Below are 16,519 nucleotides of genomic sequence, written 5' to 3'. Positions count from 1 at the left end.
TAATTTTGCAAAGGTATTTATTTGGGGCTAAACGGAGCGTGGTAATTTGCTTCTGGGCACTATGCGGCAGAGAATTGGATGTGAGAGACATTAAAACTTTTTATTCAAGAGGTAAACCATTAGGTTTTGGGAGCGCTCCGACCTAATTTTGCGCCAAAATTACTAAGGCGAAACAAGAAAGCCCGCAAGGGCAGGCGATTCATGAAAGTTACAACATTTGGAGTTAAGGTTTGGCGTTGGTTTTCGGTATTATTCCTCATAGGTTCTTTGGTATGGACCTATTCGGTTTTCCCGGAAATGGTGGCGGTTGATTTTTCTGATACCGGCCTTGCCGAATTATATGTAAGTAAGGAGCAGATTTTCTATGTTATCATGGCCATTTTTTTGCTGAATAACATAGTCATAGCACGGTTGTCCAAGCAGATACCCAAAATTGATGCCAGCCACCTGCCGGTACCTAACCGGGCTATATGGGCAAAACACAGGGAGGAACTGGATGAACATATCTCCAACTGGTTGTTCTGTCTCATTGCAGCAATCAATACAATAACCGGTTTCAGTCTGCTGGCGCTTGCCACGGTAAACAGTAACCAGTTTAAAATGGATGTTTTTGATTTCTCCTGGATTTTCTACGTTGGTCTGGGGCTGATGGTCATTATTTTTTTACTTCCACTGCTGCTGTTCAGGACACCACTCCCTAAGGATAAATTATAGGAATATACCGGAACCGGTCTCTCGCACAGCGTATGCCGTTCCTGATAACTGATATCGGATGAAAGATAACTGGCTGGATCAGGCAGAGTCCCTTCGTTTGTCGGACTTTGTGTATGACCTTCCCGACGAAAAAATAGCAAAATATCCTTTGCCTCAGCGGGACCAATCCAAGCTGTTGGTATACAAAAGCGGCAACCTCAGCCATGAAACTTTTTCACAGCTGCCATCCTTTTTGCCTTCCGATTCCTTCCTGGTGTTTAACAATACCCGGGTCATTCCCGCCCGTGCCTATTTCAAAAAAAACACCGGTGCCATTATTGAGCTGCTGATGCTGCATCCTGAAAGGCCTACCAGGATTATTAATGACGCCATGCTGGTAGAAAATTCCTGTGTTTGGGAATGTATGATCGGCAACAAAAAACGATGGAAATCAGGTGATTCCCTCACCGTCAATCTGGTTATTGACGGTACAGCAATATTGCTAAGAGCCGAATACGAGGATTATGAGCGTAACCTGGTGCGGTTGTCATGGGATAGCGGGCATATATTTCTGGATATTGTAAAAGCATTGGGAGAAATTCCCTTGCCGCCCTATCTGCACCGGGATACTGAAGAGAAGGACAAGGAAACCTATCAGACGGTGTATGCAAAGCAGGATGGTGCGGTGGCAGCGCCTACGGCAGGGCTCCATTTTACCGAAAAAGTGTTTGAGGCTCTCGACCAAAAAAATATAAAAAGAGGTTTTCTGACGCTGCACGTAGGGGCAGGCACCTTTCAGCCCATTAAGGTGGATACCGTCACCGGACACCGGATGCATGCTGAACAGGTCGTTTTTAAGAAAGAACTGATCAATGCTTTGATAACAAACGTGGATCGCGTAGTTGCGGTGGGCACAACCTCTCTGCGGTCCCTGGAAAGTTTATACTGGTATGGCGTAAAACTACTTCGTTTGGAAGCCTCTGATTTTTTCATTGAAAAACTATATCCCTACCCGTTTGAAGAACAGGAGCTCCCCTCCGCGGTGGAATCTCTGCGCGCCATTGCAGACTATATGGATAGCAATTCGCTTTCAGAAATTGTAGGCGAAACCGAAATCTTTATTTTCCCCGGATACAGGTTTCGGATTTGTAAAGGTCTGATAACCAATTTTCATCAGCCCGGTTCCACGCTGATTCTGCTGGTGGCAGCTTTGGTGGGAGAAAACTGGAAACGTATTTACAATGAGGCCTTCGCAAATAACTACCGCTTCCTCAGCTATGGCGACTCCTCTCTTTTGTGGGGAGAGCAGGTATAGAGGGCATCACCTCAGGGTGATTTTGCTAAAGGGTTAAAAATTGGTAATTTGTATCGCATTACTGATGAAGGATATGGGACAATTACAGCTGGCAGAGAAAAGATATACCGTTGCGGAATATCTAGAAATGGAAGAGAAAGGCGAAATCCGTCATGAATATTATGACGGAGAGATTTTCGCTATGGCGGGAACTACGATGAATCATAATGATATCGTCGATAATGTGCGTACACTGTTAAAGGGATTTTTTCGTCCAAAAGGTTGTAGGATTTTCGCTGAAAATGTGAAAGTGGAAGCCATTGAAAATTTCTATTATCCATATCCGGACGTGATGGTGACATGTGATGTCAGGGATATTAATGGTACCTACATCGTCCGTCATCCAAGTATATTGGTTGAAGTGCTGTCTAAATCCTCCGCCACTTACGACCGCGACTTCAAACTTAGAAGGTATCAGAAGATTCCTTCTCTCCAGTATTATCTGCTGGTATCACAATATGAATGTTATGCTGAACTTTATACACGGACGGACCAGCAGGGAGTTTGGACCTATCAATCTTTTGACACACCCGAGGCAGTCATTCCTTTTGATCTGCTGGGTTTTATGATGCCCGTTGCGGCAATATATGAGGGGATTGTTTTTGTGGAAGAGGAGGGAATAGCTTAGAAAACTACAGCGCTGCGCTTCGCCTGAGCTGCTCACTTTTGCGGATATTCCGTGGCTCCGAAAACTTCACTTGTAAAACAGAAAGGTACTCCTGGTCGATGTTTTCCTGATGAAGACGAAATTTTTCTTCTTCTGTTTGTAATCCCTATGTTTCTAAAACCGATAAGGGTTACCTTTGCGGTTCGATTTTGAATTACAAGAAAATAGTTAAAAATGAAGATTGATTTTATAGAAGAATTACGCTGGAGAGGCATGCTGCACGACATGATGCCCGGTACCGATGAGCAACTGAAAAAGGAAATGACTTCCGGTTATATCGGTTTTGACCCCACGGCTTCTTCTCTACATATTGGTAACCTGGCTACGATTATGTTGCTCGTTCATTTTCAGCGTGCCGGGCACAAGCCTTACGCGCTGGTGGGAGGTGCCACGGGGATGATCGGGGACCCTTCTTTTAAAGCAGCTGAAAGGTCTTTTCTGGACGAGGATACACTACGGATTAACCAGGCTGGGATTAAAAAACAGCTGGAACAATTCCTGGATTTTGACTGCGGGGAGCATTCTGCAGTGATGGTCAATAATTACGACTGGTTTAAGGACATGGGTTTTCTCCAGTTTCTTCGTGAAGCTGGTAAATTCCTGAGTGTCAATTATATGATGTCGAAAGATTCAGTTAAGAAACGGTTGGAAACCGGTATATCCTTTACTGAATTCTCGTACCAGCTTTTACAGGGATACGATTTTTACCATTTGTATAAACATAATAACATCCGCCTTCAGATGGGTGGTTCGGATCAATGGGGGAACATCACCACTGGTACGGAAATCATCCGCAGAAAAGAAGGAGATGAAGAAGGGTATTTCAAAGCATACGCACTCACCACCCCGCTTTTGACTAAATCAGACGGGTCCAAATTCGGGAAAAGTGAAGGTGGCAATATCTGGCTGGATGCCTCACGCACGTCACCATACCAGTTTTATCAGTTCTGGCTGAGCCAGAGTGATGACGATAGTCCGAGGTTATTACGTGTTTTTTCATTGAAGGCTAAGGCGGAAATTGAAAGCCTCGAGGCACAGCATGCGGAAGCTCCTCACCTGCGGGTGATGCAAAAAGCACTGGCAGAGGAGCTCACCATCCGGATTCACTCCGAGAGAGATTTTCAGCTTGCTTTAAAGGCATCCGAGGTATTGTTTGGAAAAGCAACGCTGGAAACGCTGCAAAGCATAGCGGCGGATGAATTTGATGTTGTTTTTGATGGAGTTCCCCAAACGGAGATATCTCAGGCCGAATGGCAGGGAGTTGCTAATATAACCGATCTTGTTTCCACGGTTACAAGAGGGGAGATATACCCATCCAAGAGTGAAGCACGCCGTGCCATTCAGCAAAATGCGGTGAGTATCAACAAGGAAAAGGTAAAGTCGGCCGAGCAGATGTTAACGGATTTTGCTTTGCTGCAGGACCGCTTTCTGCTGGTTTCCAAAGGGAAGAAAAACCACCTGGTGAAGGTGATATAACTGAATCCGCAAAGCGTGGAACTGAAATCCGGGGTGTTTTTTTCCATTTGATCTCTTCTTTCTATTCAGTATCTTCGGTTATGATTCAATTACTATGAGTTCAAAATCTCAAAATACCTGGACGAACGTAAGAGAGGAATTGCTCAAAACTCCGGATTTGAGGAACCTGCTGGATGATCTAGAAAAGATTTGGCATGAAGAACAAATCAAACGGCATACCTTTTGGGCGACGGTAGATGAAAACCGAAAGGCGGAATTTATTCTTGGAGAGATAGTTTATCATTCTCCGGTATATGGTAGACATTGGATGGCTTCTTCCAATATTCTGGCCCGTTTGTTGCCATATGTAAAAGATAATGATTTGGGGAAGGTCGGAGTTGAAAAGGTTATGATCCGGCTGACAAGAAATGATTATGAACCGGATATCTGTTTTTGGGCGAAAGAGCAGACCGTAACCTTCTGGCAGATTCAATCCGCTTTTCCTCCTCCGGACTTTATCCTGGAGATACTCTCAGAAAGTACGAAAGAGCGTGATTATGGTATAAAAATGACAGATTACGCCCTGCATGGTATCAAAGAATATTGGATTGTAGATCCTGAAAATAAGACTGTCGAACAATACTTACTGGATCAGCAGCAATTTCAGCTTGCGCAGAAATTAAAAGAAGGGATGCTCGGATCAGAAATTATTCCAGGCTTTGAGATTTCAGTGAGGGATATTTTTGAAGAATAGTTTTGCATTCCAAAGTCTTTCCCGGTCAATATCTCAGACATTTTCTTCCCCGCCGGTCATTTCCGCCTTTGCCTGTGAACCTAAAAAGAGCGTCAATTCCATACCATACCGAAATTTCGAAAGCCCCGGTATCCAGGCCAAGAGACGAAACGGGAAGATCATAACTTGTTTGCAGCAGGATGTTCCCACGGGCCCACCCAACCGTCCCGATCAGGGCATCACGGCGGGTGGCTCCCCATACCATTCCCCGGTACCATACGCCAAATAAAAGCGGTGAAGCAATGATGTTGAAACCTGCATCCATTTGCCTGCTTGGCCCCTGTTTCCTGACCTGAAGTGCCATCGTCAGGGCACTTTCCCGATCCAGGTCGCTGCCAAGATTATTGCCAAAAAACGGAGGGATGTCAATAGGGATTTTAGTGCCGACCTGGATGTTAATTCGCTGGTGTTCGATACTGACGTCCTGGTTAACACCAATATTATGCCAGGCGCTGCTCAGCCAGTAGGTAGCATCATAAGCTGAACTGGGGACATATTCCAGGATAAAACCGGCAGAAGCAGATACACGGTTTTGGGTCACGGCCATAGTAGCGAGAGGATCCGCAGTGCCCAGAAACTGAGATACGTAGGACAGGTCATCGCCGTTCCAGGTGTTGGACGTCCAGGTACCCTGAAGTCCTCCTATGAGCCGGTATTCTTTTTGCCCGTCCAGATATACCAGTTTTGAAGCTTGTGCCGATAACTGGCTGCTCCTCAGCGTATGGCCGCGCTGGTCGTGCAGTGCCTGAAAGCCCAGCCCCACACCGGCGTCTTCGGCGTATGTATCGAAAGAGAAAGCCGCTGTCTGAAAAGCAGTACCCACCGAGGCCCACTGGTTGCGGTAATTGGCTATAAAGCGGGGCGTACCGGCATCTCCTGCCAGTGCTGGATTACTGTAAATAGGGTTGGCATAAAACTGAGAAAACTGGGGCGATTGGCCTTTTGCCCAATGTGTATGGAGCAGTACCAGAACAAGAAATTGGAAAATTTGTTTCATAACCTATCGCACCAGATAAATATTTCCTCTGAGTTTATCCGAAATCCGGTTGTCGATATACAGCACTTCTGCTTCATATACGTACATGTCTGCAGGAGCAGGTTTTCCTCCGAAGTTACCATCCCATGATTCACCGGGTTGCTGGCTGCCGGCAGGGATATTTTTTGCTTCGAAAACCATTTCACCCCAGCGATTACGTATTCGTAATGAGTTGATTTTAAGTATTCCATTCCCGAACAGCGTATATCTGTCGCCCACACCGTCACCGTTTGGTGTGAATGCCTGGGGGATATCAACCTGGCAGTGCTGCACAGCAAATGCTGCCATTCGTTCAAGGGAATCACGGCAGACTCCACCTTTGCCGGCAATGAGTTTCACACTGTACAACCCTTCTTCAAACGGCAGGGAAGGGTTTTTTACATCAGAAGTTCTGCCATCACTGAAGGACCATTGATAGCTGTCCGCATTTTCTGATAAGTTCAGGATACTTACAGGCCCCGGAGCGCAAAACAGGGAGTCTCCCTGAAATCCGAATTTTGCAACTGGCGCGGAAACGACAGAAATTGCTGTCTTTTTTGCCAGTACTTTGCAGGTTTGAGAGCCGCGGAATACATAAAGTGAGGCTGCGTAATTTCCCGAAACAGCATAGGTATGGCTGGGAGAGTAATTGGTAGAATCCTGTGGTGTTCCGTCACCAAAGTCCCAGACAAACCCCAGGCTGGTGTCGGACTTGTTCACGAACTGTACCTCCGAGCCCTGGCATGCCACAGGAACGTCGGTGAAGCTGCCTGTTGGTGCTGTTGTTGTTTTAACGGTCAGCTGGGTAGAATCGTAACCGCAGGTTGTATAGGCTGTCAGGGTTACTTTAAATTCCTTTTCCGGCTGTGCAAATGAGTGGGTAGGATTGGCAAGGGTTGAAACGCTGCCATCTCCGAATTTCCATAACCACTGGGTGGGCTTGGGGACGGTGGCATCTTTGAACTGGATGGTTTCACCCGGGCAGACGATAGACTTTGAAATAGTAAAAAGAGCCTTCACATCATTTGGGAAAACTTTGATTTCCACCTTGGCGGTGTCCAGGCCACACACACTGGATATTTCTAACTGGACCTGATAGGTAACGGCCGTGTCCTTCGCCATAAAAGTATGGTACAACGTATCCTGGCCTGTTTGCTGAATAATACCATCCCCGAAAATCCAGCGGGACGCGGCCTTGTCGTGACCTGTTGAACGATTGGAAAAAAGCATCCTGGCAGGTGTACAGCGAATTGTGGTGGAATCTACGCCAATTTCCGCCTGAACGAAGGGCCTTACCACCACCTCCTTACTGAATGTTTCCAGACCGCAGCCATTTTTGGATGCCAGTGTAACGGTGTAGGTGCGGTTTATTTTTTCGTTATTTTCAAATATTTGAGCGGGAGGTGCCGCGCCGGTGAAAGTACTGCCGTTTCCAAACGTCCAGGTATATTCTGCGTTTATGTCAGGTGTTCCGTTTATTAAGAAAGTGGTACGAAGCGGTGCGCAGCCGAGGGTTTCGCTGGGTGTAAAACTTACGGGTGAAGGAGGTGGGGTGATCGTCACCTGTTTACTGATCGTGTCGGAACAGTTTCCGGATCTTGCAATCAAAGTAATTTTTTGAATTCCCGCCGGAAGATTTAACGAAGGGCGGGCTTCCGATGACACGTTATTTCCATTTACCAGCCAGGTGTAGGCACTTGCTCCGGAAGAATTGTTGACAGGCCTGAATGCCGAACCGGTGCACCCTCCTGCAATCTCAAAACCAGCTTTTGGCTGCCCTATTGTAATTTTTGCATCCGCTGTTGCCTTGCATCCGGTTTGATTACCTGCCTCATAGGTTACTACTATCGGGCTGGCCGAAAGGGAGGCTGTGATGAGCGTATCATTCCTGATGCAGCCGGAGCAGGCAGACGTGGTCCATTTTCCACCAGCCGGGCTGCCCTGAAGTTTTATAAATTGAGTACCTGCACAAATGGCCTGGTCGGTGACGGTTACCTGAAGCCCGTCTACCTTCACATGCACCGCGTCCGTTGTGAGACATTTTCCGGTTCCTTTGGTATAGGAAATGGTATATTCTCCGGCTGTTTTCGGAACAAAAACGCTTTTGCCGTTCTGGGTTTCAACCCCCTGGGTACTCCATACACCGCCAGGAATATTGGCGTTCAGCGGCATAGCTACGGTACTCACACAAAGGGTGGTATCTCTTGGAAATGAAATAATTTTAACGGGTTGCGCTGCGGATACTGTGAATGTGTCGGCTACCATTTGTGTGCCGCAGGCGTTGGATAAGCTCGCTGTAATGATATAGGGCGTTGCAGAAAGGGGTAAAGTTGCTTCCTGGGTGGGATCCAATGGCTGTCCGTTCAGTGTATAGGTTGCTCCTGTTGGTGGGTTGCTTATTTTATATTTAATTTCCTCACAAACGTCGGGCTGGGGCGTCAGGCTTAGGACTGGCAGGGAGATAACTTTAACGGTTTTTACCAGCGGCCGCGAGTTGCCGCAGCTGTTGGTGGTCACCAGGCGGATGGTATAAGTACCTGCCTGGTTGAGTTTGATTTTAATGATACCCGAGCGGGAATTGGTATTGTCCTGATAAGAAAAATTCCCGGAAATCTGCCATTGGTATCCTGTCTCGTCAATGGAGGGGGTACCGTCTACGGTCAGTACAGCGCCTCCGGAAAGACAGACGACGGAATCACCGTCTATGACACTCAGCCCTGTTGTCTTAAAGTCGGCAACGGGGAGTTTCGTCATTTTGAAATCCAGTTCGCTGGTACTGCTTCCGCAGGTTGCCGAAGTGGCGGTAAGTTTGACGTGGTACGTTTTGTTTGGGTCCGTAAACGATACGTTTGGATAGGTGGAGGTACTGGTTTGTCCGTCGCTGAATTCCCATAAAAACTTAATATCCGAGGAAGTGGGGCAGCTGTTGTTGGTTATGTTAAACGATGATCCTTCACATGCCGCTGGAACCGTCGGTTTTGCTTCTGGTTTTTTGTTAAATGTTACCCTGAAGCCTTTGTTGTCGTTCGGGCAGGTTTTGTTCTCAACAAAAATACTGACCTTGAATTCTCCGTTGGAACAGTTCCGGACGAAGTTCCGCAGGTCATACTCGTGATTTAAAGTCAGTGTTGAGTTTAAAACAATATTTTCGATTTTTCCGTCGCCCCAGTCGATGGTGTAATTTTTATCGGTACACGGTCCGGTCGCTACTTTCACACAAAGTTTATAGAGCGAATCTCCCGGGGCAACACAAACGATACCGGTGCCCGTTCCCTCGCAGGTTGTGATGTCAACGCGTTCCTGCGCATAGGTCACCAAACTGAGGAAAATCAGGAAGAGCAGGCAGTATAAGGGTTTCAAAATGAGGGTTAGTACTGATAAAGTTCTGGGAGGTTACTTAACAGCACGGAAGTTAGTATATTTTCATATTCTGTCAAACTTAAAAATCTCCGCATCTCTATTTTTCTTTCCCTGCATCAGATCCGTGATAATTTCGGCTGCGAGAATGCTGAAAAGTATACCATTTCCGCCGAAGCCAAGTGCAAAGTAAGTATCCGGATGTTCCTTCACTGACCCGATAAATGGCAGCCCGTCTTCTGTTTCGGCAAAGGTGCCGCACCAGCTGTAATCCGTTACAAAAGGAAGGTGGGGGAATATCTTTTTGGCATTATTTTCAAGTTGAAGGCTTTTTTTGTGCAGAAGCTTGTCCCGTTTCACTGCACTGCTGAACATCTCGTCTTTTCCCCCGATCAGCATGCGTTTATCCGCCGTGGTGCGCATGTAGAGATAGGGTCTCGCACTTTCCCATAACATAGCATTTTCATACCAAAGCTCCTTTTGGTTATCTATCGGTTTGCTGATGATGGCGTAGGAAGAATGCAGCCTTACAACCCTTTTGGAGAGGTAATTCTGAGACTCATACCCGCTTGCGATGACGAGCTTTTTAGTGTCTAATTTAAAGCCGTTGTCAAGCATTAGCGTAACTCCCCGGCTATGGTGTTTTATCTCAGTAACTTCCACGGTATCATATACCCTGGCACCTTTGGAAATGCAATCCTGTAATAAAAAATGAGTGAACTGATAGGCGTCTATCTGGGCTCCGTCGTGGGAGAGGATCGCTGCACTTTTATTGAGATCGGGGATATTTTTCCTGATCGTTTCCCTGTCCCACCATTCCACATCAATGCCCATTTTTTTGCGTGCTTCAAATTCCTTCCGAAGAATGTCCCGATCCTTTAAAACAGATGCGTAATAAATGCTCTTCTGGAGGGCAAAGTCCGTCTTTACCTTTAGTTTTTTACAGATCAGCTGAACCTTGTAAATGGCTTCTACACAAAGCTGGTAGCTCCGGACCGCGTTTTTTTCACCAATCATCCCAATCAGGTCTGTCAGCATGGTATCAATTTCATACTGGAGCAATGCGGTACTTCCCGAGGTACTGCCCATGCCAATATGCCGTTTCTCAAGAACGATTACCGGAAATCCGGCCCGTGTAAGGTGCCATGCCAGTAATGCGCCCGTAATACCGCCACCCATGATAACGACTTCTTCTTTGGTATTTTGTGTAAGGGAAGGATAGGCATTCGATATGCCGTTTTTATAAAACCACCAGGGTTGGCCACTGATCAGATCCATGAATAGATAGGGATAAGTACAGTTTCAACAATATTTAAAAACTATGCCAGATGAATGGCCGAAGGCTGCCGGTGTTGATTTAAGTTGTAAATTTGAATGATGGGAAAAATAATAAAATCGGACAGATTTGAAGATATCCCGCCATACGACAAGCGTATTGGTGGAGCAAAACGCCGCAGGAGCGGTTAGATGCTGCATTAAAACTGATTCAATATGCCAAAACGGTGTATCACGCAAACCCTGAAAATACTCCCTTAGATAATGGAACCAGAATACTTAAGTCTGATCAGCCTATTGAACGAGGAGAACGTTGAGTAAGTAGTGCTTGGTGGGTGTGATTTTATATTTTTCCTGTAAAACTATTTAAAACGGGTGCGGCTGTCGGATTGTACTGGTAACTGGTCCAGGTATCGTCTTCGAAAATCTCAATAATCCGGTATCCCTTGTAGGAAGTTCCCCAGCTTCCCCCGAAGTGCCCGTCGAAAAAGTAAGGTTTTTTACCGAGCATTTTTGTTCCGTCCTGATCGTGATCGTGGCCGTGGAAAATGGCTTTTACATTCTTTGTGTTCTCAAACAGGTCAGTTACTTCCTTGCATTCAATGGCGTGCGTTGTCCATTTCACCGGAGTGATGTGCAGGAATATGAATATGCCTTTTTTATCGGCGTGTTTCGCAATTTCTTTTTTCATCCAGACAGGATCCGGACAGATATACTCGCCCTTTTCATTGGAGGTATCTCCGAGTATAAAGGCATAGTCACCTTTCACGAAACTATGGTTGGTAGGGTATCCCCAGGTACTCTGCCATACGTCCAGCGCTACCATATCATGATTTCCCCTTGTGACATAATAAGGTACACGCAGGTTGGCCAAAGTTGACTTAAGATCATAGTATAAATTGGGATCGTTATGGACCAGGTCACCGTTGAAGACGGTAAAGTCAACTCCCTTTTGCACCTTTTCCTGGTTAATCCACCCGATCAGATCCGCATGGAATTTCTGATAGTCGGTATCAGGCTGGCCAAAATGGCCATCAGAAGCCACTAATATCCGCAGAGCAGTACCTGCCTGGTGCTTCGCATTGGGCACGGATGGCAGCATCGTCAGTCCCGACAGTGCTGGAATTGTTTTTAGAAAGGAACGTCTCTTTAGGCTCATCTTGGAAAAGGTTACGGCGGGGTCCGTCAGGTTAATTCATCCAAAAATAATTATTCCAGAGTGATATTTTCTTTAATCTTGTGTCTTATTTAAGATTATTTAACACAGGCAAAGTTTTAAGATGGACCGTCTTATTCTTCAAAAAGCAGCATCGTATTGTGCTTATCAGGAGCGGACGCAGGATGAAGTACGTCAGCGGCTTAAAAAATGGAACGTATGGGGGGAGGAAGCCGATGAGCTTATTGCAGAACTTATATCCCTGAACTATCTCAGTGAGGAAAGGTTTGCCAAAACTTACGCTGGCGGGAAGCACCGGATAAAGCACTGGGGGAAGATGAAGATCAGGCAGGAGTTGCACCGGCGAGGGCTCAGCGAGTATAGCATTGAAAAAGGGATGGCAGAAATTGAATCAGGGACCTATCTGCTGGGGCTGCAGGAGCTTTTGGTTAAAAAGAGAGACTCCTTAACCGATAAGGAAACGGATCCTTTCAGACTCAAACAGAAACTGGCTCGGTTTGCTTTGGGGAAGGGTTACGAGGCGGAACTGGTATGGAAAGTTATTGACGAAATGACAGGCCGGGCAAAATAACAAAGGACCGGAGGTACTATTTCCCCCAGCCCTTTGCACTCGATAGTATAATCAGGATCAGAAATCTTCTTCAAAAGATATCTTGTGGCCTCCCGATTCCTTGTCCTTCACGCCGCTCATCACGCCGGCTTTCTGATATTCGCCCACCCGTTTTTCAAAGAAATTGGTTTTTCCCGGAAGGGATATCAGCTCCATAAAGTCAAATGGGTTGGCAGAGCCAAACTGCTTGGGACAGCCCAGGCGTTCAAGCCAGAAATCGGCTATGTACTCAATGTACTGGTTCATGAGCTCCGCATTCATCCCGATAAGTGAAACGGGCAATGCATCCGTCACAAACTCCTGCTCTATTCTCACGGCATCCAGCATGATCTCAATCACGCGTTCGGGCGGTAGCTGGTTGACGATATGCTGGGTATATAATAAACATGCAAACTCGCAATGCAAGCCTTCATCTCTGGATATGAGCTCGTTAGAGAAGGATAGGCCTGGCATTAAACCGCGTTTTTTCAGCCAGAATATGGAACAGAAAGAGCCTGAAAAGAAAATGCCTTCCACGGCAGCAAAAGCAATAATTCGTTCAGCGAAAACCGGACTGTTAATCCATTTTAAAGCCCACTCTGCTTTTTTCTGTACGCAGGGTATGGTATCAATGGCCCGCAGCAAATGGTCTTTTTCTGTGGGGTCCTTAATGTAAGTATCAATTAGCAGGGAATACGTTTCGGAATGGATATTTTCCATTGCAATCTGAAAGCCGTAAAAACATTTGGCTTCGGCGTATTGTACTTCACTTAGGAAGTTGACGGCCAGGTTTTCATTTACGATACCGTCTGAGGCTGCAAAGAATGCCAGTACGTGCGATATAAAATGACGTTCTCCATCGTTGAGGTTTTCCCAGTCTTTCTGGTCCTGCGAGAGGTCAATTTCTTCGGCCGTCCAAAATGAGGCTTCATGTCTTTTGTACATCTCCCATATATCGTTGTGTTTGATAGGGAATAAAACAAAACGCAAAGGATCTTCAACCAACAGGGGCTCAGGTGCTATCCCCGGTTTCGTAATTTCTTGTGACATAGTTAAGTTATAAATTTTCAGAGACCAGTACTTGCATTTTATAATTCGGGTAAAAACCCGAACTTCGGAAACGAGGGCAAAACAAATCTACACCCTTTGAGGCGGAATCTCAAGGTTGTATCCATCAAAATGATATTGGTATTTAGAAAAATTCTTTTCGGGATTGACTTAACTTTGTCGGCAGCAATCTTTTAAATATCAGTAAAAAATTGAAAATTTCAGGATTTACCATCATCCGCAACGCCATTCAGAACGACTACCCGATTGTGGAAGCAATTGAATCCATTCTGCCTGTGGTTGACGAGATGTTAGTGAGTGTGGGTAAAAGTGATGATGATACACTGGGGTTAATCCGGAGTATTCCTTCGCCCAAGATCCGGATCGTAGAATCGGAGTGGGATATGACCTTACGGGAAGGGGGAAAGGTACTCGCCGTGGAAACCGACAAAGCATTGAAGCAGGTAGCTACGGATTCCGACTGGGCGTTTTATATTCAGGGAGATGAGGTTTTACATGAGAAATATCATGCGGTCATCAGAGATTCCTGTGAAAAATACGTCGGGGATCAACGGGTAGAAGGTTTGCTGTTTGATTATGTTCACTTTTACGGAACCTATGATTATTATGGCGACAGCCGTAAATGGTACCGTCGGGAGATCAGGATAGTGAGGAATGAAGCCGGATTGTCGCAGCGCAAAATAGCTGCGTACCGCGATGCCCAGGGATTCAGAAAGGGTACTGAAAAGTTGAATGTAAAACATTCGGGAGCGGCAATCTATCATTATGGCTGGGTGAAAAGCCCGGTGCAGATGAAAACGAAGATGAAGAATGTCAGCCGCTTCTGGAAAGACGACGAAGAGTGGGAAAGAGTATTGAAATCCGAAGACTTTTTTGATTACAGTGCTTTTGATTCTCTTAAATTATTCACTGGTACTCATCCTGCTGTGATGAAACGGCGCATCGCTTCGCAAAACTGGAAAGTGGACCTGGATCTTAGCAAGAAGAAGTTCAAGCTGAAAGATGCGCTGTTATACTGGTTTGAAAAGAAAACCGGCAGGAGGCTTTTTGAATTTCGGAATTATAGATTTATTTAACTTTCTTTAAAAATTACTTACACCGTACAACCTCTATACTTTATCTTTTGTATGCTCGACTATCTGAAAAAATCATTTGCCAGGAAAAAGGCCCGTCGTCAGTTTCAAGAATATTCGCATACGGTCAGTAAATTTATCCTGAAAGAAGAAGGCGAAATCGCCTTCGCCAACTGGAACAATCCATTGGTAACGCCCAAAGTTATATCACAGGAAGAAGTCAATTTCTTTAAAAAATTCATTCCCAAAGGCGCACTTTGTATTGACATCGGTACCAATATAGGAGATACTACGGTGCCCATGGCCCTGGCAGCAGGTAAAACCGGAACAACAATAGGTTTTGACCCCAATCCACATGTTTACAAAATTCTGGAAGAGAATGTGAAACTCAATCGGGATAAAACCAATATAGCCCCATTTCCTTACGCCATCACCAAGGATGAAGGAGAATTCTATTATCATTCGTCAGAGGCATCTTTCGGTAATGGTGGAATTTCCAACGAAATCGTTTCCGACCAGGGAGCGTTTCAGTTACCACAGAAGATTACGGGGATTAATCTTGAAAAATTCCTTGAAAAAAATTACCGGGCGCTATTGCCCAAGCTTTCATTTATCAAAGTGGATGTGGAAGGCGCAGACAAGGAGGTAATTGGCTCCATAGGTAATTTGCTGACGAAATATAAGCCTGTGCTGGTGGCTGAGTGTTTTACAAGAGCCACTTCCGAAGAACGGGCGGAACTGTACAACATCGTGGCGGATCTGGATTATACGCTCTATTACTTTTCGGATTTCGACGAAAACGCAGAAATTATAAAGCTGGAAGGCCCGAAGGATATGAACAGATGGAAAACCTTTAATTTTTATGCCATCGCAAACGCAGAGTAATTCAGCAAGTTATTGATTTAACAGGCTTTTTGATCCCCCGGAATAACCGGGGGATTTTTAAATCCATTTCTTCCTTCTGAAAAACCATAACACAATCAGGGACGAAGCGATCATCAGGATAAGGGAAGCCCAAAATCCCCAGACATGTCCCGTGGTAGGGATGTGATCGTAATTCATTCCGAATATACCTGCAATAAGCGTGGGAGGCATAAAGATGATCGTCACCACGGTGAAGATTTTGATCACCTGGCTCTGTTCCAGATTAATCAGACCCATGAAGGTATTCTGGAGATATTCCAGCCGCTCAAAATTGAAAGTGGTATATTCCAGCAGCGAACTGATGTCTTTTAATATGATCCGCAAATGTTCTTTCCGGTCTTCCGGGAAATACTGGCTTCTCAGGATACCCGAAAGAACGCGCTGCTTGTCAATGCTGGTTTCGCGCAGCATCATCGTAATTTCCTGCAGGCCGCTGATGCGAATCAGTACTTCCTGCCGTGCTTTCTGTTCGTGGGACAGGTCCTTGCTGATCGCGGAGATATCCCTGGAAATAGCTTCCAGCGAATCGGCATCTGCCTCAATGCGCGTTTCCAGCAGCATGAGCATAAAGTCTACCCCGGTTTGAAAGGTATCCGGGCTAACCTTCATTTTTTTGACCGTATCCGCAAAAGTGTTGGAATCTCCCCGGCGGTAGGTGAATAGTACATTTTTGTGTAAAATGAACGAAACCGGATAGGTTTCATAACCATCGCGCTCGATCCTTAAAAAGTTGGAGTTGGCGTTGATGGTATCGTTCTGTTCAAAAAACCTCGAACTGCTTTCAATTTCAACGATTTCCTGAGGTGTCTGGAAACTTATTTCACATTTGTTTTCAACCCATTCCTCTTCTTCCGCCGAAGGCGACTGCAAGTCTACCCAAAGCAGATTTTTAACATTTCCCAGTTCGCGGATATCATTTTCTCTTCTGATCTGCCGCCCTTCCTTGTAAAAAATACGTACCATGTTTTAAAATTGTTAAAAAAGAAGCAGAAAGTAAGGCATGATACTGCAATGACAAGAAAAAAACACCCTGGGTAAAGTTTGCCGTTCCTTTTCCATAAAATATTCTGAACCGTGCG

The 16,519-nt window shown here is 45.6% G+C and carries 14 protein-coding genes; 8 read left to right on the top strand and 6 right to left on the bottom strand.

Annotated elements, in window-relative coordinates; translation table 11 throughout:
• Nucleotides 1-201 precede the first annotated feature (201 nt).
• The 5 genes from KOE27_RS19490 to KOE27_RS19470 all read left to right on the top strand — a co-directional run bounded on the left by KOE27_RS19490 (nucleotide 202) and on the right by KOE27_RS19470 (nucleotide 4,923).
• Complete coding sequence (locus tag KOE27_RS19490) at nucleotides 202-714, top strand: hypothetical protein (protein ID WP_215240481.1); 513 nt, start codon at nucleotides 202-204, stop codon at nucleotides 712-714.
• A gap of 58 nt (nucleotides 715-772) precedes the next feature.
• On the top strand, nucleotides 773-2,008 hold the full coding sequence (locus tag KOE27_RS19485; RefSeq protein ID WP_215240480.1) for an S-adenosylmethionine:tRNA ribosyltransferase-isomerase: 1,236 nt from the start codon (nucleotides 773-775) through the stop codon (nucleotides 2,006-2,008).
• 73 nt (nucleotides 2,009-2,081) lie between these two features.
• Nucleotides 2,082-2,675 carry a Uma2 family endonuclease gene (locus KOE27_RS19480; protein WP_215240479.1) on the top strand — a complete coding sequence of 198 codons (594 nt, stop codon included), beginning with the start codon at nucleotides 2,082-2,084 and terminating at the stop codon, nucleotides 2,673-2,675.
• Between the two features lie 219 nt (nucleotides 2,676-2,894).
• Nucleotides 2,895-4,190 carry a tyrosine--tRNA ligase gene (gene tyrS, locus KOE27_RS19475; protein WP_215241685.1) on the top strand — a complete coding sequence of 432 codons (1,296 nt, stop codon included), beginning with the start codon at nucleotides 2,895-2,897 and terminating at the stop codon, nucleotides 4,188-4,190.
• Between the two features lie 157 nt (nucleotides 4,191-4,347).
• A complete protein-coding gene (locus KOE27_RS19470; protein WP_215240478.1) occupies nucleotides 4,348-4,923 on the top strand; it encodes a Uma2 family endonuclease in 576 nt (191 codons plus the stop codon).
• A 25-nt stretch (nucleotides 4,924-4,948) separates the two neighbouring features.
• On the opposite strand, the gene KOE27_RS19465 is transcribed toward KOE27_RS19470, so the two are convergent.
• From KOE27_RS19465 to KOE27_RS19450, 4 genes are all read right to left on the bottom strand, one after another.
• Complete coding sequence (locus tag KOE27_RS19465) at nucleotides 4,949-5,959, bottom strand: PorP/SprF family type IX secretion system membrane protein (RefSeq protein ID WP_215240477.1); 1,011 nt, start codon at nucleotides 5,957-5,959, stop codon at nucleotides 4,949-4,951.
• Between the two features lie 3 nt (nucleotides 5,960-5,962).
• The gene (locus KOE27_RS19460) at nucleotides 5,963-9,337 is read right to left on the bottom strand and encodes a PKD domain-containing protein (RefSeq protein WP_215240476.1); all 3,375 of its coding nucleotides are present in this window, start codon (nucleotides 9,335-9,337) and stop codon (nucleotides 5,963-5,965) included.
• A gap of 63 nt (nucleotides 9,338-9,400) precedes the next feature.
• Complete coding sequence (locus KOE27_RS19455) at nucleotides 9,401-10,612, bottom strand: NAD(P)/FAD-dependent oxidoreductase (protein ID WP_215240475.1); 1,212 nt, start codon at nucleotides 10,610-10,612, stop codon at nucleotides 9,401-9,403.
• Between the two features lie 340 nt (nucleotides 10,613-10,952).
• Complete coding sequence (locus KOE27_RS19450) at nucleotides 10,953-11,768, bottom strand: metallophosphoesterase family protein (RefSeq protein WP_215240474.1); 816 nt, start codon at nucleotides 11,766-11,768, stop codon at nucleotides 10,953-10,955.
• Nucleotides 11,769-11,889: 121 nt separating this feature from the next.
• On the opposite strand from KOE27_RS19450, the gene KOE27_RS19445 reads away from it, so the two are divergent.
• The gene (locus tag KOE27_RS19445; protein WP_215240473.1) at nucleotides 11,890-12,357 is read left to right on the top strand and encodes a regulatory protein RecX; all 468 of its coding nucleotides are present in this window, start codon (nucleotides 11,890-11,892) and stop codon (nucleotides 12,355-12,357) included.
• Between the two features lie 57 nt (nucleotides 12,358-12,414).
• Here KOE27_RS19445 and KOE27_RS19440 read toward each other — a convergent pair whose 3' ends face one another.
• A complete protein-coding gene (locus tag KOE27_RS19440; RefSeq protein ID WP_215240472.1) occupies nucleotides 12,415-13,425 on the bottom strand; it encodes a ribonucleoside-diphosphate reductase small subunit in 1,011 nt (336 codons plus the stop codon).
• A 209-nt stretch (nucleotides 13,426-13,634) separates the two neighbouring features.
• Here KOE27_RS19440 and KOE27_RS19435 point away from each other — a divergent pair, with 209 nt between their 5' ends.
• Together KOE27_RS19435 and KOE27_RS19430 are read left to right on the top strand one after the other, a co-directional pair.
• Nucleotides 13,635-14,519, top strand: a complete 885-nt coding sequence (locus KOE27_RS19435; protein WP_215240471.1) for a glycosyltransferase family protein — start codon at nucleotides 13,635-13,637, stop codon at nucleotides 14,517-14,519.
• A gap of 51 nt (nucleotides 14,520-14,570) precedes the next feature.
• Nucleotides 14,571-15,401: an FkbM family methyltransferase gene (locus KOE27_RS19430; protein ID WP_215240470.1), complete on the top strand. Its 831-nt coding sequence runs from the start codon at nucleotides 14,571-14,573 to the stop codon at nucleotides 15,399-15,401.
• 57 nt (nucleotides 15,402-15,458) lie between these two features.
• On the opposite strand, the gene corA is transcribed toward KOE27_RS19430, so the two are convergent.
• Complete coding sequence (gene corA / locus KOE27_RS19425; protein WP_215240469.1) at nucleotides 15,459-16,403, bottom strand: magnesium/cobalt transporter CorA; 945 nt, start codon at nucleotides 16,401-16,403, stop codon at nucleotides 15,459-15,461.
• Nucleotides 16,404-16,519 lie beyond the last annotated feature (116 nt).

The sequence above is a fragment of the Dyadobacter sp. CECT 9275 genome (genome assembly GCF_907164905.1).
Taxonomy (GTDB): Bacteria; Bacteroidota; Bacteroidia; order Cytophagales; family Spirosomataceae; genus Dyadobacter; species Dyadobacter helix.
The sequence above is the reverse complement of the archived record's forward strand: the minus strand, read 5'-3'. Positions and strand labels throughout refer to the sequence as shown.